This window comes from Buttiauxella gaviniae (assembly GCF_040786275.1).
In the GTDB taxonomy this organism is placed as follows: domain Bacteria; phylum Pseudomonadota; class Gammaproteobacteria; order Enterobacterales; family Enterobacteriaceae; genus Buttiauxella; species Buttiauxella gaviniae_A.
The window spans coordinates 152,712-173,453 of the sequence record NZ_JBFMVT010000002.1 but is presented as its reverse complement, the minus strand read 5'-3'; the positions used below and the strand labels follow the sequence as shown (position 1 = coordinate 173,453).

Below are 20,742 nucleotides of genomic sequence, written 5' to 3'. Positions count from 1 at the left end.
TAATGTTATTAAAAAGTTAATCCACAATTATGGCAGGTACAGATGTCGGGAAGTCCTGGTGAAATGAAAGGATGTGTAAAGGTTTGAGTCGGGCGTCGCAAGCGCTAACCCGACTTACATAAAATTATGCCGCGGCGTTCTGCGCAAGCTGATGCATAAAGTTACGCACCCATTCCATACGCACTTTGCGATCGGCAAGGTCTTCAATAAATTTGAGTCGTGTTGGCCCATCCAGACGATAGTTCTGCGGCTGTTTTTGCAGCAAACCAATCAACCACACCGGATTCACATGGTTCTTTTCGGCAAACTCAATCACGCCGCCTTTGTCGTTACCTTCGATTTTACGCACGCCCAGTTTCTGCGCCTGTTGGCGAAGGGCGGCGATATCCAGCAAATTTCGCGCGGCATCCGGCAGCAGGCCAAAACGGTCGATTAACTCAACTTTCAGCTCATCAAGTTCATGGCCTGTTTTTGCGCTGGCAATGCGTTTATAGAATGACAGACGAGTATTCACATCCGGGATAAAATCATCCGGTAGCAGGGCAGGCATACGCAGTTCGACTTCCGTCTGGCTGCTGGTCAAATCTTCCAGCGACGGTTCACGACCTTCTTTGAGCGCATCCACGGCGTTTTCCAGCAACTCCATATAGAGCGAGAAACCGATGGTTTCCATCGAGCCGCTTTGGCCTTCGCCGAGTAACTCCCCGGCACCACGAATTTCCAGGTCATGCGTTGCCAGCGCGAAACCCGCGCCCAAATCTTCAAGGGATGCGATAGCCTCGAGGCGTTTTTGCGCATCGGTGGTCATCGCTTTTGGATGTGGTGTGAGCAGCCACGCATAAGCCTGATGGTGCGAACGCCCCACGCGACCACGAAGCTGGTGTAATTGCGCAAGGCCGAAATGGTCTGCGCGCTCAATAATAATGGTGTTAGCCGTCGGAATATCGATCCCGGTTTCGATGATGGTCGTACACACCAGGACGTTAAAACGCTGGTGGTGGAAGTCGTTCATCACCCGTTCCAGCTCACGCTCGCGCATTTGCCCGTGACCAATAGTGATACGTGCCTCAGGCACTAATGCCGCCAGGCGGTCAGCCGCTTTCTGGATGTTTTCTACATCGTTGTAAAGATAGTAAACCTGCCCGCCGCGCAGAACCTCACGCAGAATCGCTTCGCGCACCACCAGTTCATCGTACTGGCGCACGAAGGTTTTCACCGCCAGGCGCCGCGCTGGCGGCGTGGCGATAATCGATAAATCGCGCATCCCACTCATTGCCATATTCAGCGTGCGCGGAATCGGCGTTGCGGTGAGTGTCAGAATATCGACATCGGCACGCATTGCCTTGATACGCTCTTTATGGCGCACGCCAAAGCGGTGTTCTTCATCGACAATCAGCAGGCCGAGATCTTTCATCTTCACATCATTTTGCAGCAGCTTGTGCGTGCCGATAAGAATGTCGACTTTGCCGTCACGCGCTTCTTCAAGAATTTGCGTTTGTTCTTTGGCGGTACGAAAACGTGACAGCATTTCGATGCGCACCGGCCAGTTGGCAAAACGGTCGCGGAAGTTATCCAGATGCTGCTGGGCAAGCAGAGTCGTAGGCACCAGAACGGCCACTTGCTTATTATTTTCCACGGCGAGGAAGGCGGCACGCATTGCGACTTCGGTTTTACCAAAGCCCACATCGCCACACACCAAGCGATCCATTGCCAGCGGCTGGCACATGTCACTTAATACGGCGTTGATGGCCTGCGCCTGATCCGGCGTGGTTTCAAACGGGAAGGCATCACAGAACATTTGATACTGTTCGCGGTCATGCTTAAACGCGAAACCTTGTTTTGCGGCACGCTGCGCATAAATATCCAGTAATTCAGCAGCCACATCGCGAACTTTCTCCGCCGCTTTCTGCCGTGCGCGTGACCAGGCATCGCTGCCAAGCTTATGCAGGGGCGCATTTTCTTCGGCACCCCCCGCATAACGGCTAATTAAATGCAGCGAAGAAACAGGCACGTAAAGTTTCGCGTCGCCCGCATAGGTCAGCATCAGATATTCAGCGGTAATACCGCCAGCCTCAAGCGTGGTTAAGCCCGCGTAACGCCCGACGCCATGCTCAAGGTGCACCACCGGTTGCCCGGTATGCAGCTCGGCGAGGTTGCGAATCAACGTGTCCGGGTTAATGGTGCGGCGGCTATCCTGGCGACGGCGGCTGACGCGCTCCCCCAGCAGATCGCTTTCGCAAATTAATGCCCGATTGCGTAGGGTATCGATAAAGCCATGTTCGCTCGAACCCAACATTAGATAGCGGCTCGTACCTTCCGCTTCATCAAGGCGATAGATACGTTTAGGCGCGACTTTGATTCGTGCGAGCAACTCGCCAAGAGCTTCACGGCGGCCTTCACTTTCGACCGAAAACACCACCGGGCCCGCGAAAGCGTCGAGGAATTTTCGCAGGCTATCGAGCGGCGCTTTCTGCTGTGCCTGAACCGCAAGGTCCGGCAACGGGCGATAACCCAGACTGGTGAACGCGGTTTTATCCGCCAGCGTTTCAGTTTTGAGCTGGATGCGCGGCCAGGATTTTAACTCGCTGAAGAGTTCATCGACGCGCAGCCACAGGCTTTCCGGCGGCAGCAGCGGGCGCATCGGGTCAACGCCACGATTTTCGAAACGGGCAAAGGTATCCTGCCAGAAACGCTCGGCGCTGGTTTCGATATCGCCGGTATTGACCAGCAACGTATTTTTCGGGAAATAGCTAAACAGCGGCGGTAACGGCTCGCTAAAAAAGAGCGGCTGCCAGTATTCAATCCCGGCGGGGAGCGTGCCTTTGCTGACTTGCTGATAAATATGCTCGGGTTCACGCTTCACATCAAACTTATCGCGCCATTGGCTGCGGAACAGTTCGATGGCGGTTTTATCGGTCGGAAATTCGTGCGCGGGCAGCAAGTTGATCGCCTCAACTTCTTCGAGCGTGCGCTGTGTATCGACATCAAACACGCGCAGGCTGTCAATTTCATCATCGAAGAAGTCGATACGGTAAGGCCTGTCGCTGCCCATTGGGTAGAGATCCAATAATGCGCCGCGCGTCGCAAACTCGCCGTGTTCCATCACTTGATCAACGCTGCGATAACCCGCCTGTTCGAGTTCGCTGCGCAAATTATCACGCGACAAACGCTGGCCTTTTTTCATCACCAGCGCATGACCGTGTAAATAGCTGTGCGGGCAAACGCGCTGCATCAACGTGTTAACCGGCAGGATCAGCACACCGCGCTGCATCGTAGGCAACTGGTATAACGTTGATAAACGCGAAGAGATAATTTCCTGATGCGGGGAAAAGCTGTCGTACGGCAGCGTTTCCCAGTCGGCGAGATTCACCACCAGGCTTTCCGTAAACTGGCTGATTTCGTCATGCAGGCGCAATGCATTCTGCATATCCGGGGCAATCAGCACCACCGGGCCATTATGGCGTTCTACGATTTCGGCAACTTCAGTTGCACAGGCAGAACCGGTGAGTTCTCCAAGCTGGCGCTGATCGCCAGCTTTTACAGGTAAGGAATAGCGATAATTTTCAGGCATGGTTGCGGTCAGAATCTCTCAGGTTGCACCTTGTGTACCCCGTTTCTTTCACGTTGCAGGGGGCAAGATAAGCACTCGAAAACAATGTTGTTTATTATCCGCGATCGTTTTGTATTAGCAACCCAATCGGCAACCTCGCTCAATGTGCCTCGGTCGCCGTCACCATTTTGGCGGGAGGAGAAAAGAACACGTCGCCAAACAGCGCGCGGGATAATTTTCTGAACCCCAGGCCTGCCAGCGTACAAATGGCGAGACTCGCGAACGGGTAGAGCATCAGCACAATCAGCAACAGCTCGTCAGAAAGGGCGCCCTGATTGATTTTCTTAATCATAAACAAACTCAATGCTTCGATGATAATGCGGTGAGTGGTGTAAATCGCAATCGTGTTGGAACCTACGATATTCAAAAACGCATCGGAGCGGCTTTCGCGCCAGCTATCGAGCAGATAAAACAGCTTCATGATGACAAAAATCGACACCACGGAAATGACCACCGGGACATTGACCAGATACAGCGCCGCCGAGAGCAGGGCGGCAAACGCACAAATCAGCGGGTGTTGGCGCACGTCAAACGCACAAATCAGCGGGTGTTGGCGCACGTCAAACGCTTTCATGGCACTCATTAATTGCGGGCCAAACCACGCGCCCAAACCGTAGTAACACATATTGCGCACCACGCTGTTCATGCCCCACCACGGTAGCGGCATAAAACTTATTACCACATTCACCGCCAGCAACATGACGATCACCGGTACTTTGTATTGGCGCAGGCTTTTGAACACCAGGAAATAGAGCACCAGCGCGTAGAGATACCAAAGGCTGGTGCTGGCTTTTGCCATGCTGACGGCAAATTGCAGCAAAGTTTCTGAGTACGCTGCGTTAGAGGTTGGGTTTCGCGTCAGTTCGGGAGCAAGCCACTCATTGATTAACGAAATCCCCAGCCACTGCAATACTCCCCACAGCAGCAGAACATAAAAGATATTCCAGAGCCGTTTATCAATGCAGTCGCGCCATTTCACCGACTCGATGTAACGGGTAATGAGGAAGCCGGAAATAAAGAAAAAGACCGGCATGCGAAACGGTGCCAGATACAGATTCAGGTAGATCCAACTTTTAGCGAGGTATTCCGGGAGCCCGCTTTGCAATTGTGTCAGGTGCGGATAAAAAGTGATCACCGAGTGATAGATAACGACAAGGCAGATGCACAGTCCCTTAATATGGTTTATCCACAGTTGTTTGTTTTTCATATGAGAGCAATATCTTCTTTTGGCCTGGGTTTGCCATGAGGGTGGAAGATTGTCGGGCGTTTTTTTACCTGAATTGTCTGTTTTTGTAAGAATCAGCCGTAATTCAGACATTCCGCAGGAACGTTTTTTAACCGTTAAGCCAGGGCTTTGGCTGCGAAAACAAGATGTTATGAGTTTGATTTAATGGGTATTTCCCATGTTCTGAAACATCAAAAAAACGTTATGTTTCATTTACTTGATACGGTATCGCTTATATACTTCTCGCCAACTTTGCATCTGCAACTGCAACAAGACGGAATACATGTATCAACCTGTCGCGTTATTTATAGGCCTGCGTTATATGCGTGGGCGAGCAGCTGACCGCTTCGGTCGCTTCGTCTCCTGGCTGTCAACTATCGGTATTACGCTTGGCGTAATGGCGCTGGTGACGGTGCTTTCTGTCATGAATGGCTTCGAGCGTGAGCTGCAAAACAACATTCTTGGTTTAATGCCACAGGCAATCATTACCTCGCCCGGCGGTTCGATTAACCCTGAAACCCTGCCTGCCAAAGACTTAAAGCTTGAAGGTGTGACACGTATTGCGCCAGTAACCACGGGTGATGTGGTGCTGCAAAGCGCGCGTAGCGTGGCGGTGGGCGTAATGTTGGGCGTGAAGCCGGAAGAAAAAGATCCGCTTTCGCCTTTCCTTGTGAACGTGAAGCAAACCGATCTGGTTGCCGGGAAGTACAACATTATTCTCGGCGAACAGCTTGCCGGGCAACTGGGTATCAAACGTGGCGACAGCATCCGTGTGATGGTGCCGTCCGCAAGCCAGTTCACACCGATGGGCCGTTTGCCAAGCCAGCGTCTCTTCACGGTGATTGGCACCTTTGCCGCCAGTAGCGAAGTCGATGGTTATCAAATGCTGGTGAACCAGCAAGATGCCTCACGCCTGATGCGCTACCCGGCGGGCAATATTACCGGCTGGCGTTTGTGGCTGGCTGAACCGCTGAAAGTGGATGTCCTGAGTCAGCAAAAACTGCCGCAAGGCACCGAATGGAAAGACTGGCGCGAGCGCAAAGGCGAACTGTTCCAGGCCGTGCGCATGGAAAAAAACATGATGGGGCTGCTGTTGAGCCTGATTGTGGCGGTTGCCGCGTTTAACATCATTACCTCGCTCGGTCTGCTGGTGATGGAAAAACAGGGCGAAGTTGCGATTCTCCAGACGCAAGGGCTTACGCGTCGGCAAATCATGGCGGTATTTATGGTGCAAGGGGCGAGCGCAGGCGTTATTGGCGCACTCCTGGGGGCCTGTTTAGGCGCGTTACTTGCCAGCCAGTTAAACAATTTAATGCCGATCATTGGTGCGATGCTGGATGGGGCCGCGCTGCCCGTCGCCATCGACCCGCTTCAGGTTATTGTGATTGCGATTATCGCTATGGCGGTCGCACTCTTATCCACGCTTTATCCATCGTGGCGCGCAGCCGCGACACTTCCCGCTGAGGCTTTACGTTATGAGTAATTCAATCCTGTTGCAGTGTGACAAGCTGTGCAAACGCTATCAGGAAGGCAAAGTGCAAACCGACGTGTTGCATGATGTCAGCTTCAGCATTAATACCGGCGAATTAATGGCGATTGTCGGCAGCTCCGGCTCCGGTAAAAGTACCTTGCTGCATCTGTTGGGCGGGCTGGATACGCCGACCTCTGGCGATGTGATTTTCAACGGCAAGGCGATGAGCACGATGTCCTCTTCCGCGAAAGCGGAATTGCGTAACCGCGAACTGGGCTTTATCTACCAGTTCCACCACCTGCTGCCTGATTTTACCGCGATGGAAAACGTCGCCATGCCGCTGTTAATCGGTAAAAAGAATACCGATGAAACCCGGCAGCGCGCGCTGGAAATGCTTAAAGCGGTAGGGCTTGATCACCGGAGCAATCACCGTCCGTCTGAGCTTTCCGGTGGTGAGCGCCAGCGTGTGGCGATTGCTCGCGCGCTGGTGAATAACCCGCGTCTGGTGCTGGCGGATGAACCCACCGGTAACCTGGATGCGCGCAATGCAGATAGCATTTTTGAGCTGCTCGGTGAGCTGAACGTGCGTCAGGGAACTGCCTTCCTGGTGGTCACTCACGACCTGCAACTGGCGCGTCGCATGTCTCGTCAGTTAGAAATGCGCGATGGCCGTTTGACTGACGAACTGACTTTGATGGGAGCCCATTAATGGCTTCGCCTCTGTCACTGCTTATTGGTTTGCGTTTTAGCCGCGGGCGTCGTCGCAGCGGCATGGTGTCACTGATTTCCATCATCTCCACGCTGGGTATCGCATTAGGTGTTGCGGTGCTGATTGTTGGCTTGAGCGCAATGAACGGTTTCGAGCGTGAGCTTAATAACCGTATTCTGGCGGTTGTGCCCCACGGCGAAATTGAACCGGTCAATCAGCCTTTTCATGACTGGAGCGGCGTTTTACAGCGCGTTGAAAAAGTTAAAGGTATTGCCGCCGCCGCACCGTATATCAACTTTACCGGGCTGGTGGAAAGCGGGCCAAACCTGCGCGCCATTCAGGTGAAAGGTGTCGATCCTGCTCAGGAAGTTCGCCTCAGCGCGTTACCGCAGTATGTGCAAAACAACGCGTGGCAAAATTTCAAAGCGGGTCAGCAGCAAATCATTATCGGGAAAGGTGTTGCCGATGCCCTGAAAGTGAAGCAGGGCGATTGGATTTCAATCATGATCCCCAACAGCAGCGCCGACCATAAATTGCTGCAACCTAAGCGCGTGCGTCTGCAAGTTGAAGGCATTCTGGCTCTCAGCGGGCAGCTTGATCACAGCTTTGCAATGGTGCCAATGGCGGATGCGCAAGGTTATTTAGACATGGGTGACAGTGTCACCGGCATTGCCATCAAAGTGAATGATGTCTTTAACGCTAACCAACTGGTGCGCGATGCGGGCGAAGTGACCAACGCTTACGTCTATATCAAAAGCTGGATTGGCACCTACGGCTATATGTATCGCGACATTCAAATGATTCGCGCCATCATGTATCTGGCGATGGTACTGGTTATCGGCGTGGCCTGCTTTAACATCGTTTCCACGCTGGTGATGGCGGTGAAAGATAAGAGCAGCGATATTGCCGTGTTGCGAACGCTTGGGGCGAAAGACGGTTTGATTCGCGCCATTTTCGTCTGGTACGGGCTGCTGGCGGGGCTGCTGGGTAGCGTGAGCGGAGTGGTGGTGGGTGTTATTGCCTCCTGGCAATTAACTAATATCATCCGCGGCATTGAAAAACTGATCGGCCATCAATTCCTGTCCGGCGATATCTACTTTATTGACTTCCTGCCCTCTGAACTTCATTGGCTGGACGTATTCTATGTCTTGATCACAGCGTTGTTATTGAGTTTACTTGCCAGTTGGTATCCGGCTCGCCGTGCCAGTAATATCGATCCTGCGCGCGTATTAAGCGGACAATAATTTATTTATATACCCTAAATAATTCGAGTTGCAGCCAGCAAACCTGCAGCTTGAATTGTGACGGAAATAAGGGGGGACAATGTATTACGGATTCGACATTGGCGGCACAAAAATGGCTCTCGGCGTTTATGACACGGAGCGTCGACTGCAATGGGAAACGCGTGTTCCCACCCCGCATGACAGTTATGAGAATTTTTTAGCGGCTATCGTCTCCCTCGTAAAAGAGGCCGATAGCCGTTTTGGTATTAAGGGTTCGGTAGGTATCGGTATTCCTGGTATGCCGGTGACCGACGACGGTACGCTGTATGCGGCGAACGTGCCTGCAGCCAACGGTAAACCGCTGAAAGCCGATCTTACTGCACGGCTTGAGCGCGATGTGCGTCTGGATAACGATGCCAACTGCTTCGCGCTATCGGAAGCCTGGGATGATGACTTCCGCAATTATCCGGTGGTGATGGGGCTGATTCTCGGCACCGGCGTGGGCGGAGGCATTATCGTTAACGGGAAATCCATTACCGGGCGCAACTACATTACCGGTGAGTTCGGCCATACACGCCTGCCGGTTGATGCCCTGAATATTGTCGGGCGTGATTTTCCTCTCACGCGCTGCGGCTGCGGCCAGCATGGCTGCATTGAAAACTACCTTTCCGGTCGCGGATTCGCATGGGTCTATCAACACTTCTATTCTGAAACGCTGGAATCTAAAGAGATTGTCGCTCGTTTCTACGCTGGCGATAAAAAGGCCGTGGAGCACGTCGACCGCTTTATGGAATTACTGGCCTGTTGCCTCGGAAGTTTACTGACCGCAGTTGATGCGCACCTGGTCGTTATCGGCGGTGGCTTGTCTAATTTCGCTGAGATTTATCGGCAGTTGCCGGAACGTTTGCCAAAATATTTATTGCCGGTTGCAAAAGTACCGCGTATCGAGCCTGCACGACATGGGGATGCCGGAGGCATGCGTGGTGCGGCATTCCTCCATCTCACGGAGTAAATTATGCTATCGCGTCGTCAACATCGGCTAAGCCGTTTTAGAAAAACCAAACGTCTTCTCAGGCAGCGCATGCGCCAGCGTGCATTTTTCAGAGATATACCGGGACCCGAAGCGATGGAAAAACCCAGAGTCGTAGTGCTGACCGGGGCGGGGATTTCCGCCGAGTCTGGCATTCGTACTTTCCGCGCCACCGATGGTTTGTGGGAAGAACACCGTGTAGAAGATGTGGCGACGCCGGAAGGTTTCGCCCGTGACCCCGATCTGGTGCAGGCATTTTATAATGCGCGCCGCCAGCAGCTTCAGCAGTCAGAAATTCAGCCCAATGCCGCGCATCTGGCGCTGGCGCGGCTTGAAGAGGAGTTGGGTGACCACTTCCTGCTAGTGACGCAAAATATTGATAATCTCCATGAACGGGCGGGGAATAAAAATATTATCCATATGCACGGTGAACTGCTGAAAGTTCGCTGTGCGCGCAGCGGGCAAGTGCTGGAGTGGAAAGGGGATATTACCCGCGAAGACCGTTGCCACTGCTGCCAGCTTTCTGCCCCGTTGCGCCCGCACGTTGTATGGTTTGGCGAAATGCCGCTCGGAATGGATGAGATTTACCAGGCGATTGCGACGGCGGATTATTTCATTGCCATCGGTACATCCGGCCATGTTTATCCCGCCGCCGGTTTTGTCCACGAAGCGCGTTTGCAAGGCGCGCACACGGTTGAGCTAAATCTTGAACCGAGCCAGGTTGGCAGCGAGTTTGAAGAGAAGTTCTACGGTTTAGCCAGCGAAGTGGTGCCGGAGTATGTTGAGCGCTTGCTGAAAGGGCTGTCCTAAAACTATCTGGGTTGATCAGTGCCGGAAACAAATGACCCCCACCCAGCCTCCCCCTTGTCAGGGGGAGGAGTTAAAGCTCCCTCACCTGGTAAGGGGAGGGTTGGGGTGGGGTCGACCTGAACTAAAAATTAACGCCCAGCCTTCAACTTCTGATAATAATTCTCATAAATCGCACTGGCATCGCCCACATCGTTCTGCCACTCACCGTTTTTTAGCACCGCTTCATCCGGGTAAAGGGTCTTATCGCCCGAGATTTCTTTTGGCAGCAGTTTACGGGCTTCGAGGTTTGGCGTCGGGTAACCGATAGTTTCAGCGACCTGTTTTGCCACATCCGGGCGCAGCAGGAAGTTAATCAGCTTCAACGCACCGTCTACGTTTTTGGCGTTTGCCGGAATCGCCAGGTTATCCATCCAGAAAATTCCGCCTTCTTTCGGCCAGACGATTTCCAGCGGCGTACCCGCCTGACGCGCAACAAACGCAGAACCGTTCCACACCATGCCGAGATTCACTTCCCCTTCCATATACGGGTTGGCCGGATTGTCAGAGTTGAATGCCGCCACGTTTGGCATCAGCTTTTGCAGCTCATGATAGGCCGCTTCAATCTCTTTTGGATTGGTGGTGTTGCCGGAGTAACCGAGTTTCATTAGCGCAACCTGGAATACTTCGCGGGCATCGTCGGTCAGCAGCAGGCTCTGTTTGTATTCAGGTTTCCACAAATCAGCCCAACTGGTGATGGTTTTCGGATCAATGGAATCGCTGTTTATGCCAATCGCTGTGGCACCCCAGATATAGGGAATGGAGTAATCGTTATTCGGGTCGAACGGCTTGTTGAGCACCTCTGGATCCAGGTTTTTAAAGTTGCTCAGTTGGCTTTTGTCTATCTTCTGTATCATCCCTTCTTTGCGCATTTTCGCCACAAAGTAGGTCGATGGCACGACCAAATCATACGCGCCGTCTTTATAGGTTTTCAGCTTGGCATACATGGTTTCGTTCGACTCGTAGGTCGAATAAATCACTTTAATGCCGGTTTCTTTGGTGAACTGTTCAAGCAGGCCAGGCGGCACATACTCGGTCCAGTTATAGAAGTAGATTGTCTTGCTGTCTTTGTCAGATGCGGCGTCAGCATGTGCAGCGCTCATACCCAGAGCCAGAGCGCTAACAGCGAGCAGGTGGCGTGACCATTTTTTCATTTTAACGTCCCCTGAATTTTAGTTTTATCACGAAGAATAAGCTGACTGGCAACCACCAGGACCAGCGAGAGAACTAACAGGATGGTAGCCAGGGCATTCACCTCGGGTGAAACACCGACCTTCACCATTGAGTAAATCTTCAACGGTAAAATTTCATAACTTGGCCCGGTAACGAACGACGAAACCACCACATCGTCCATCGACAGCGTAAAGCTCAGGAGCCAGCCCGCCGCTACCGCAGGCATCGCCAGCGGCAGCAGGATCTTACGCAGAATCGTTATCTCACTGGCGCCCAGATCTTTCGCTGCCTCCAGCATTCGCACGTCAAACCCTTTCAGACGGGAATAAACCGTGACCACCACAAACGGCAGGCAGAAGGTGATGTGTGAAAAGAGCAGCGACCAGAAGCCAAGGGACACGCCGAGCAGCATAAACAGCACCAGCAGTGAAATCGCCATCACAATATCGGGCGACATCATCACTACAAATAGCATGCCGCTGACAAACGGTTTGCCGCGAAAACGATAGCGATATAGTGCGACCGCCGTTAGCGAGCCGATGACCGTTGCCGCAGTGGCGGAAAACACCGCCATCGTCAGCGAGTGTTGCGCCGCTTGCAGCAGGCTGTCGTTGTTCATCAGCAGGCTATACCATTTCCCGGTAAAGCCTTGCCAGTTAATACCGAAGCGCGAACTGTTAAACGAATTGACGATCAAAATAATGATCGGAATGTACAGATACGCGTAGATGGCGGTCATAAAGCCGCCACGGAACAGGCGACCCATCATTCTAATTCCACCTTTTTATTCAGCAATCTGGCGGTACGCCAGTAAATCAGCAACATCAGGCCCATCACTAACGTTAGCGTAATGCTGGTGGCGGCACCAAACGGCCAGTCGCGAATATTCAGGAACTGGCTCTTAATCACGTTCCCAATCAGCAGGTTTTTTGCCCCGCCCATTAAATCGGAAACGTAAAACAGCCCCATCGCAGGCAGCATCACCAGCAGACAACCCGCAATAATGCCCGGCATAGTGAGGGGAATAATAATGCGCATAAAGGTCTGGAATTTATTGGCACCCAAATCCCGCGCCGCTTCCAGCAGGGGTTTATCCAGTTTTTCTATACTCGAATAGAGCGGCATCACCATAAACGGCAGCAAGATATAAACCAGCCCCAGAATGACCGCGCTTTCGGTATACATAATGCGAATCGGCGTATCAATTACGCCTAACCACAGTAAAAACGTATTGAGATAGCCTTTGGTGCTGAGGAAAATTTTCAGCCCGTAAATACGAATTAATGAGTTAGTCCAGAACGGGACAATCAGCAAAAACAGCAGCAACGGACGCACGCGTTCCGGCAGGCGTGTGAGAAACCAGGCAAACGGATAACCCAACACCAGGCAGGCAAGGGTGGCTATCACCGCCATATTTAGCGAGTGCAGCAGTACCTGGGCATACAAAGGATCGGCCAGGCGGGCATAGTTATCCAGCGTGAAAACCATGCTGACAAAATTTGCATCATCGCGCGTCAGGAAACTGGTTCCGATAATCATCAGGTTGGGCAGGAAGACAAACAGCACCAGCCAACCCACGATGGTGGCGATCACCATATTCTGGAATTTACGCGAGCTCTTCATCTGCCAGCACTACCTCCCAGCTTTCAACCCAATTAATCGCCATTTTTTGGTCTAACGTATGGTCAAAATCAGGGTCATCTTCATTGAAGAATTCGCTAACCATCACCATTTTGCCGTTTTCTAGCTCAACGTTAGATTCCAGCGTCATGCCTTTGTAATTACGCTCCCGCACATAACCAATTAAGCCATCAGCAACATGAGTATCGTTGATCTCTTCGACCCGCAGATCTTCAGGGCGTAGGAGCACTTTCAAACGCTGCCCGACGGTGACAGGGATCGTCACGTAAATATGGCATTCACGGCCTTCGACGTTAGCCAGCACGCGCTGCTCATCCACGCGCTCAATTACGGTGGCATCAAAAATATTGATCTCCCCGATAAAGCTCGCCACGAACAGGTTTTTCGGTTCTTCGTAAATCTCGCGTGGGGTACCGTCTTGTTCTATGCGACCATCCCGCATTACCACGATCCTGTCGGACATGGTGAGGGCTTCTTCCTGATCGTGTGTGACGAACACAAAAGTGATGCCGAGTTTGCGTTGCAGCGCCTTTAATTCGTTTTGCATCTGCTTGCGCAATTTGTAATCAAGTGCGGAGAGGGATTCATCAAGCAGGAGTAGACGGGGCTTGTTCACCACCGCACGTGCAATCGCCACGCGCTGTTGCTGGCCGCCTGAGAGCTGGTGCGGTTTACGCTGCGCAAATTCTTCTAGCTGCACCATTTTTAAGGCGTCTGTCACGCGCGGAGCAATCTCGGCGGCAGGCGTTTTTTGCATTCTTAAACCGAAAGCCACGTTTTCAAAAACGGTCATGTGAGGGAAGAGCGCGTAGCTTTGGAAGACGGTATTGACGTGGCGTTGTTCGGCCGGAACGTGCGTGATGTCCTGGTTTTCCAGGGAAATCGTGCCGGTGTTCACGCCCTCGAGGCCAGCGATTAAGCGCAGCACGGTCGTTTTGCCGCAGCCGGATGGGCCAAGGAGTGTGAGAAATTCACCATGATTGATGGTGAGAGATAAATCAGAAATAACGGTTTTACCATCAAAGCTCTTACCTACTCCCGCAAGTTCTACCAGCGGAGAGTGCGAACGAAGCTGTTTATTCAATTTTTTACGCCGTCCCATAAATGACGCATCAAATAGCGGGTTGATGCGGGGTTTGTGATTAACCACCTTGCGGTTTCTGCACGTTGAGTAAGGGCACGCATTCTACGGCAAAGCATTGAAATCGCCAATCCTTGATGCCTTTGTGCGATTGGGTTTTGGCTGCGGTTTAATCAGCAAACACTAAATCCTCTCGCATTGCATTACATTCGTGACTATTTTCATCTCTACCGGACTAAAAGTGACCTGACGCAATATTTGCATTTGTGGCTTACTGATAATGAAGTCACAAAAATTGAGGGTAGCGACATGGATAAATTACTAGAACGTTTCTTACATTATGTCTCTTTTGATACACAGTCCAAATCTGGCGTGAAACAAGTTCCCAGTACCGAAGGGCAGTGGAAGTTATTGCGGTTGCTGAAAGAGCAAATGGAAGAGATGGGGTTAGTGAATGTGACGCTGGGCGACCACGGCACCGTCATGGGCACACTTCCCTCTACCGTCGATAAAAAAGTCCCGGCCATCGGTTTTATCTCCCATGTGGATACCGCACCTGATTTATCGGGTAAAAACGTCAATCCGCAGATTGTTGAAAACTATCGCGGCGGTGATATTGCGCTGGGCATTGGCGACGAAGTGCTTTCGCCGGTGATGTTCCCGGTTTTGCACCAGTTGCTTGGGCAAACGCTCATTACCACCGACGGTAAAACGCTGCTGGGCGCGGATGATAAAGCCGGTATCGCTGAAATCATGACGGCGTTAGAAGTTCTGAAAGAGAAAAAGATCCCGCACGGCGATATTCGCGTTGCCTTCACACCAGATGAAGAAGTGGGCAAAGGCGCGAAGTTCTTTGACGTCGACGCCTTCGATGCACGTTGGGCGTACACCGTGGATGGCGGCGGCGTGGGCGAACTGGAGTGTGAAAACTTCAACGCCGCGTCGGTGACGATCAAAATCGTCGGCAACAATGTTCACCCCGGCTCCGCAAAAGGCGTGATGGTGAATGCCCTGTCGCTTGCCGCACGTATCCACGCTGAAGTTCCTGCCGACGAAAGCCCGGAATGCACCGAAGGCTACGAAGGTTTTTACCATCTGCACGGCATCAAAGGTTCAGTCGATAAAGCGGAGATGCACTACATCATCCGTGATTTCGACCGCGAGCAGTTTGAAGCCCGTAAACGCAAGATGATGGACATTGCGAAGAAAGTCGGTAAAGGCCTGCATCCGGATTGCTATATCGAACTGATTATCGACGACAGCTATTACAACATGCGCGAGAAAGTCGCCGAGCACCCATACATTGTGGAAGTGGCTCAGCAGGCGATGCGCGATTGTGACATCGAACCGATCATGAAGCCGATCCGCGGCGGCACAGATGGTGCGCAGTTGTCGTTCAAAGGCTTGCCATGCCCGAACCTGTTCACCGGCGGCTACAACTACCACGGCAAACATGAGTTTGTAACCCTGGAAGGGATGGAAAAAGCCGTGGCGGTGATTGTTCGGATTGCGGAGTTGACGGCTAAGCAGGGTTGATAGATTAAGGTTCTGGCGGTTGGCAGAAAACAAAGGGGCGAAGTGTTCCTTTGTTTTATTTATTGATAGTTAATATGACTATCGGTTTAGTGTCTGGAGCAGGCATTGTGGAGTTTAATCTAGACAGCAATTTTGTTGGATCCTTTATTCATACCAAAGCTCAAAGCTCGCTATGGTTCAACGTAAATAGTCGTCCTAATGGATGTAATATTAAAGATATGATTCCTGTTCATTACAATAAATAATTGCATGCTCCATAACCGCCCTCCAGAAATATAAGCTCGCACTATCGGAATATGATAAAAATATAAATCTTATGAACGCTATTTTTATATGAAATGAAAATAGTTAAAGCAGTCGTTAACCCCCCTGCAATTTCCCCCCCCCATGTTTTCACAAATATTGTGAGCCACGCCGAAGAATTTCGGTTTCCAATAATTAAGCAAACTTTCACTGTTGACTTAACCAGTACTCAAGCAGAGAGTGGCGGGGTATTAAAAGAATCGCCCCCGCCTGGTGGTGGAACACCAAACGAGGGCTAACCACAACGTAAACTTCACAGGAGTCACGCTATGGCTATTGCCGATAGTAACACAACTGTTCGCCCTGAAATCACAGATAATCAATCCGTTATTGCAGGCAACATCGCAACTTTATTAAAAATACCGTTGGGAGCCACACATGATTTATTTCAGGTATTGGATATTTGCCAGCGTTATACTGATGAATTAATCGAAGTTCATAACCATGCTGAATATATAGCGTTGTGCGGGCGTTTACTGGCGGGCTTAAATGTTCTGAAGGTAGTTTTAAAAACGCCACTGCCAAAACATCTTATTAAACAATTAACGGTGAAAGAGGGGAGTGCTGATGAATACCGCAGTCCACTTTCAACTGATTCAGAAACAATCTGCGAATATTGTTCCTCATTAACCATGCTGTTGCTGAACCAACAGGTTACGCCCGAGCAGCAGGAACACATCACCGGGTTGTTGTTTGAATTGCTGAGCGTGCTGGCTGAGGATTTAACAGCGCCGCGTTTTATCCGCACCTCGATGGGGCTGGCAATGATAGAGGGTGAGGCTGTCCCAGGCATTCATTAAAAATCGGTTTTTCCGTCTTCTCAGCCAGTAAGTGGCTTTAGCTGAGAAGGCGGCTATGGATGATCAACGTTAAATTCATGATGTGAATGGGTAAAATTCATAAGCGCTGAAAGTGTCAAAAACAACATTATTTGTGCATAAATAATTGTTTAATAGGGTTTAAATTTTGTGTTGTTATCAGGCATACAATGTCAATAACGCCCCTTCTGTACCGGATAAAAAATCTGAAAAAGTAGACAATCGTCGACTTTTCATCTTAAAGTCCTGCATCTGGCACTAGACAAAACCAGTAACCAGTTATCAAATGGTTAAATAATAATTGCTGGATGTTAAAAAAGCGGCAGTCAGTCAAATAGCCGCCATGCATTCTGGTGCTTACAGGCACGTCGACACACTTCATGGAGATTTTATGCATTCCTCTGTTAACAAAAACGAAAGCCGGACCTTCTTCGGCCATCCTTACCCGCTAGGCTCGCTGTTTTTCACTGAAATGTGGGAGCGGTTCTCGTTTTACGGTATTCGTCCGTTACTGATCCTGTTTATGGCGGCGACGGTTTACGACGGCGGCATGGGACTTGCGCGTGAAAACGCCTCGGCTATCGTCGGGATCTTTGCCGGTAGTATGTATCTGGCCGCGCTGCCGGGCGGCTGGCTGGCGGATAACTGGCTCGGTCAGCAGAAGGCGGTCTGGTACGGTTCGATTCTTATCGCCCTCGGTCACCTCTCCATCGCGCTCTCCGCATTTATGGGCGACAGCCTGTTCTTCATCGGCCTGATGTTTATCGTGCTTGGTTCCGGTCTGTTCAAAACCTGTATTTCGGTGATGGTCGGCACGCTGTATAAAAAAGGCGATGCGCGCCGCGACGGCGGCTTCTCGCTGTTCTATATGGGCATCAACATGGGGTCATTTATCGCGCCGTTGATCTCCGGCTGGCTGATAAAAACACATGGCTGGCACTGGGGCTTTGGCATCGGCGGTATCGGGATGCTGGTGGCGCTGGTGATCTTCCGCGTGTTTGCTGTTCCATCGATGAAGCGTTACGACAGCGAAGTGGGTCTGGACTCTACGTGGAACAGCCCGGTTGCGAAGAAAAACGGTGTAGGTGCCTGGCTGCTGGCGCTTGCGGTTGGCGTGGCTGCGGTGGTTGTGCTGATAGCGCAGGGTGTGATTGTGATTAACCCTGTCGCGGTTGCCAGCGTGCTGGTGTACGTGATCGCAGCTTCTGTTGCTTTGTACTTCATTTATCTGTTTATGTTTGCTGGCCTGAACCGCAAAGAGCGCGCAAGACTGCTGGTCTGCTTTATCCTGCTGGTGTCCGCGGCCTTTTTCTGGTCTGCGTTTGAGCAGAAACCGACCTCATTCAACCTGTTTGCTAACGACTACACCAACCGCATGATCGGCGATTTTGAAATCCCTGCAGTGTGGTTCCAGTCTATCAATGCATTGTTCATCATTCTGCTGGCCCCAGTGTTTAGCTGGGCGTGGCCTATGCTTGCGCGTAAAGGTGTGCGTCCGAGTAGCATCACGAAGTTTGTTATCGGTATTCTGTGTGCAGCTGCGGGCTTTGGGCTGATGATGCTGGCGGCAGAAAACGTGCTGAGCAACGGCGGGGCAGGCGTATCGCCATTCTGGCTGGTGGGCAGCATTCTGATGCTGACGCTGGGCGAGCTGTGCCTGAGCCCGATAGGGCTTGCGACCATGACGCTGCTGGCGCCGGAAAGAATGCGCGGCCAGATGATGGGCCTGTGGTTCTGCGCAAGCGCGTTGGGTAACCTGGCGGCTGGTTTGATTGGCGGCCATGTGAAAGCCGATCAGTTAGATATGCTGCCGGATCTCTTTGCGCGTTGCTCCATCGCACTGCTGATCTGCGCCGCGGTGCTGCTGGTGCTGATTGTCCCGGTGCGTCGTATGCTGGAAAACGCTCAGGCTAAGCCGGAGCAAAAACCGGTAACCAATGCGTGATGCGAAAGCTTAAATAATCGCTCAGTAACACTAAAGCCGATCGAAAGATCGGCTTTTTTTATGCTCCGGAACAGCCTCAAAAATTGCAGGTATAACCTCGAAAACTCTGCAATGGAAATCGTTTAGCCAAGGCAGGCAATATACTTTTTGCCTGAGCGCCGCACAATTTCATCGGCATTTTCCGTGATGTTTTTTCCTTTAAACGCCCCGTAGAGCCTTTTAAATTTCACGGTACTCAGGCGGCGCGTAATATCGCTGACCGTCGCAGCCGACAGGGGGAGCATATTCGGATAGCTCCACATAAAAGAGACGGCGTCCGCTCCTGGCGTGACCTGAACGATGTCTCCAGTAAGCAGGACGCCTTCGCCCTTTGCCCAATGAAGAACGCTGCCACCAGCGAAATGCCCGCCAAGACGTATCAGGCTGACGCTCGCAGCCAACTCAAGGGTGTCACCTTCCCAAAAGTTAATGTATGGGCTCTCGCGCATGACCCACTGCCGATCGCGGGCATGCAGGTAAATCGGGGCATCAAATTCAGCGGCCCAGTCCTGCATAGTGGTGTAGTAATGAGGATGTGAAATAGCGATAGCTTTAAGCCCACCCAACGAGGAAATCAGCATTTTGGTGGCGTCGTCGAGATTGGCTATGCAGTCCCACAAAATATTACCTTCTGGCGTTCTCAGAATAAAAGCGCGCTGACCAATGGCAAAATCAGGAACCGTCTGGATGCTGAATAGATCGGGATTATGCTGCTGCCACTTATTGGTGTGTGACGTGACTAGCGCGTCCAGCTCGACCCATTCCTGCCCCGTTACGGGCACGAACTGGCGCTCATCTTCGCAGATCTTGCAGTGTTCCGGATGGGAACCGGCGGTTTCAAAAGATGTGCCGCAGGCTTTGCATAATGCGATCATTAAGGCGTCCTCGTTATATTCCCGCCTTCTCAGCCAGTAAGTCGCTAAGAAAGCGGGAGAGGCGTTTTAATCCTCGAAATACCAGTACCCGCTGTTCACGAGTGCTGCCAGCATCGCCAGGAAGGAAGGGTCTTCCAGCGCATCGCCAAACATCTCGGCTTTCAACGTGATATGGCTCGCCAGGGCTTCAAGTGCCGGGCGGTGTGGGCTGTCAATTTTCTCTCCGTTGACGTAAATCTCATCGGCAATACGCAGCACGCGTAATCCACCTAAACGAGTAATGGCGTCGCCCTGTTTTAGCGCGTCGTAAATTTCGTCTGGCTGATAAGGCGGCTCCGGCGGTGCAACGTCAAGCTCATGGCGCGACTGGGAAACAAACTCCCCGAACCAGGTTTTGAAATGTTCTGGCTGATTAATCAAATCCAGCATCATTTCGCGCAGCTTATCCACTTCCTGCGGCAGTACATCGGCAGGATGCTGACGCGCAGCGACGTCAGGGTCGGTATAGCGTTGGCTACCCAATTCACGTTGCAGCACATAATCGGCAAAGCCGCTGATTAATTCCCGCCCGCTTGGCGCGCGGAAACCGACGGAGTAGTTCATCGCGTTTTCCAGCGAGTAACCTTCGTGCGGGAAACCTGGCGGAATATAGAGAATATCGCCCGGCTCCATCTCTTCGTCGATGATGGCGTCAAACGGTTCGACTTGCAGCAAATCAGGATGCGGGCAGTGCTGTTTCAGGGCGACTTTTTCCCCGACGCGCCAGCGACGGCGGCCAACGCCCTGAATGATAAAAACATCGTACTGATCGAAGTGCGGGCCTACGCCGCCGCCGGGCACGGAAAACGAGATCATAAGATCGTCGACTCGCCAGTCCGGCAGGGCGCGGAACGGGCGCATTAATCGTGCGCTTTGCTCATGCCAGTGATTTACGGCTTGCACCAGCAGCGACCAGTTGTTTTCGCCAAGATGATCGTAGCTCTGGAAAGGGCCGTGGCTGACCTGCCATTTGCCGTTGTTATGGCTGACCAGGCGGCTGTCCACCTCGTTTTCCATGGCAAGGCCTGCAAGTTCATCCGGTGAGATGGGGTCGATGAAATTTTTAAAGCCGCGTTTTAAAACTACCGGGCGTTTTTGCCAGTAGTTAGCGATAAAATCGGGCCAGTTTAGGTCGAGTTGATAGTCCATATTATTATCCGGCAGGTGAAGGAGCCTGC

General features: G+C 51.9%; 16 protein-coding genes. 8 read left to right on the top strand and 8 right to left on the bottom strand.

The features are described 5' to 3' along the window. Positions 1–124 precede the first annotated feature (124 nt). Complete coding sequence (mfd, locus tag AB1E22_RS01450) at positions 125–3,571, bottom strand: transcription-repair coupling factor (RefSeq protein ID WP_367593745.1); 3,447 nt, start codon at positions 3,569–3,571, stop codon at positions 125–127. A 139-nt stretch (positions 3,572–3,710) separates the two neighbouring features. After that, entirely contained in the window at positions 3,711–4,817 is a 1,107-nt protein-coding gene (locus tag AB1E22_RS01445) for an acyltransferase family protein (protein WP_367593744.1), read from the bottom strand. Between the two features lie 301 nt (positions 4,818–5,118). On the opposite strand from AB1E22_RS01445, the gene lolC reads away from it, so the two are divergent. The 5 genes from lolC (at position 5,119) to cobB (ending at position 10,078) form a co-directional block, all read left to right on the top strand. Beyond that, positions 5,119–6,318 carry a lipoprotein-releasing ABC transporter permease subunit LolC gene (lolC, locus tag AB1E22_RS01440; protein ID WP_367593743.1) on the top strand — a complete coding sequence of 400 codons (1,200 nt, stop codon included), beginning with the start codon at positions 5,119–5,121 and terminating at the stop codon, positions 6,316–6,318. Next, positions 6,311–7,015, top strand: coding sequence for a lipoprotein-releasing ABC transporter ATP-binding protein LolD (gene lolD, locus AB1E22_RS01435; protein WP_367593742.1), 705 nt, complete (start codon positions 6,311–6,313; stop codon positions 7,013–7,015). Before lolC ends, lolD begins: the two co-directional genes overlap by 8 nt. Beyond that, positions 7,015–8,259, top strand: coding sequence for a lipoprotein-releasing ABC transporter permease subunit LolE (gene lolE, locus AB1E22_RS01430; protein ID WP_367593741.1), 1,245 nt, complete (start codon positions 7,015–7,017; stop codon positions 8,257–8,259). The genes lolD and lolE overlap by 1 nt, the downstream gene beginning before the upstream one ends. Positions 8,260–8,338: 79 nt before the next feature. Then, complete coding sequence (nagK, locus tag AB1E22_RS01425) at positions 8,339–9,250, top strand: N-acetylglucosamine kinase (RefSeq protein WP_367593740.1); 912 nt, start codon at positions 8,339–8,341, stop codon at positions 9,248–9,250. Between the two features lie 3 nt (positions 9,251–9,253). Continuing rightward, complete coding sequence (gene cobB, locus AB1E22_RS01420; protein ID WP_367593739.1) at positions 9,254–10,078, top strand: Sir2 family NAD+-dependent deacetylase; 825 nt, start codon at positions 9,254–9,256, stop codon at positions 10,076–10,078. Between the two features lie 128 nt (positions 10,079–10,206). Here cobB and potD read toward each other — a convergent pair whose 3' ends face one another. Genes potD through potA form a run of 4 tightly spaced genes read right to left on the bottom strand, consistent with a single transcriptional unit; the run spans position 10,207 to position 14,030 of the window. Further along, positions 10,207–11,268, bottom strand: a complete 1,062-nt coding sequence (gene potD, locus AB1E22_RS01415; protein ID WP_367593738.1) for a spermidine/putrescine ABC transporter substrate-binding protein PotD — start codon at positions 11,266–11,268, stop codon at positions 10,207–10,209. Next, complete coding sequence (gene potC / locus AB1E22_RS01410; protein ID WP_367593737.1) at positions 11,265–12,056, bottom strand: spermidine/putrescine ABC transporter permease PotC; 792 nt, start codon at positions 12,054–12,056, stop codon at positions 11,265–11,267. Before potC ends, potD begins: the two co-directional genes overlap by 4 nt. Then, on the bottom strand, positions 12,053–12,910 hold the full coding sequence (gene potB / locus AB1E22_RS01405; protein WP_367593736.1) for a spermidine/putrescine ABC transporter permease PotB: 858 nt from the start codon (positions 12,908–12,910) through the stop codon (positions 12,053–12,055). Before potB ends, potC begins: the two co-directional genes overlap by 4 nt. Then, positions 12,894–14,030: a spermidine/putrescine ABC transporter ATP-binding protein PotA gene (gene potA / locus AB1E22_RS01400; RefSeq protein ID WP_367597299.1), complete on the bottom strand. Its 1,137-nt coding sequence runs from the start codon at positions 14,028–14,030 to the stop codon at positions 12,894–12,896. The genes potB and potA overlap by 17 nt, the downstream gene beginning before the upstream one ends. A gap of 288 nt (positions 14,031–14,318) precedes the next feature. Here potA and pepT point away from each other — a divergent pair, with 288 nt between their 5' ends. The 3 genes from pepT to AB1E22_RS01385 all read left to right on the top strand — a co-directional run bounded on the left by pepT (position 14,319) and on the right by AB1E22_RS01385 (position 18,611). After that, a complete protein-coding gene (gene pepT, locus AB1E22_RS01395; protein ID WP_367593735.1) occupies positions 14,319–15,545 on the top strand; it encodes a peptidase T in 1,227 nt (408 codons plus the stop codon). A 572-nt stretch (positions 15,546–16,117) separates the two neighbouring features. Continuing rightward, positions 16,118–16,648 (top strand): hypothetical protein, encoded by a 531-nt coding sequence (locus tag AB1E22_RS01390; RefSeq protein ID WP_367593734.1) that lies wholly within the window; start codon positions 16,118–16,120, stop codon positions 16,646–16,648. Positions 16,649–17,057: 409 nt separating this feature from the next. Beyond that, entirely contained in the window at positions 17,058–18,611 is a 1,554-nt protein-coding gene (locus tag AB1E22_RS01385; protein ID WP_367593733.1) for a peptide MFS transporter, read from the top strand. A gap of 122 nt (positions 18,612–18,733) precedes the next feature. Here the strand turns inward: AB1E22_RS01385 and AB1E22_RS01380 are convergent, their stop codons facing one another. Then, a complete protein-coding gene (locus AB1E22_RS01380; RefSeq protein ID WP_367593732.1) occupies positions 18,734–19,525 on the bottom strand; it encodes an MBL fold metallo-hydrolase in 792 nt (263 codons plus the stop codon). Between the two features lie 66 nt (positions 19,526–19,591). Next, positions 19,592–20,713 carry a ribosomal protein uL16 3-hydroxylase gene (locus AB1E22_RS01375; RefSeq protein WP_367593731.1) on the bottom strand — a complete coding sequence of 374 codons (1,122 nt, stop codon included), beginning with the start codon at positions 20,711–20,713 and terminating at the stop codon, positions 19,592–19,594. Between the last annotated feature and the right edge of the window lie 29 nt (positions 20,714–20,742).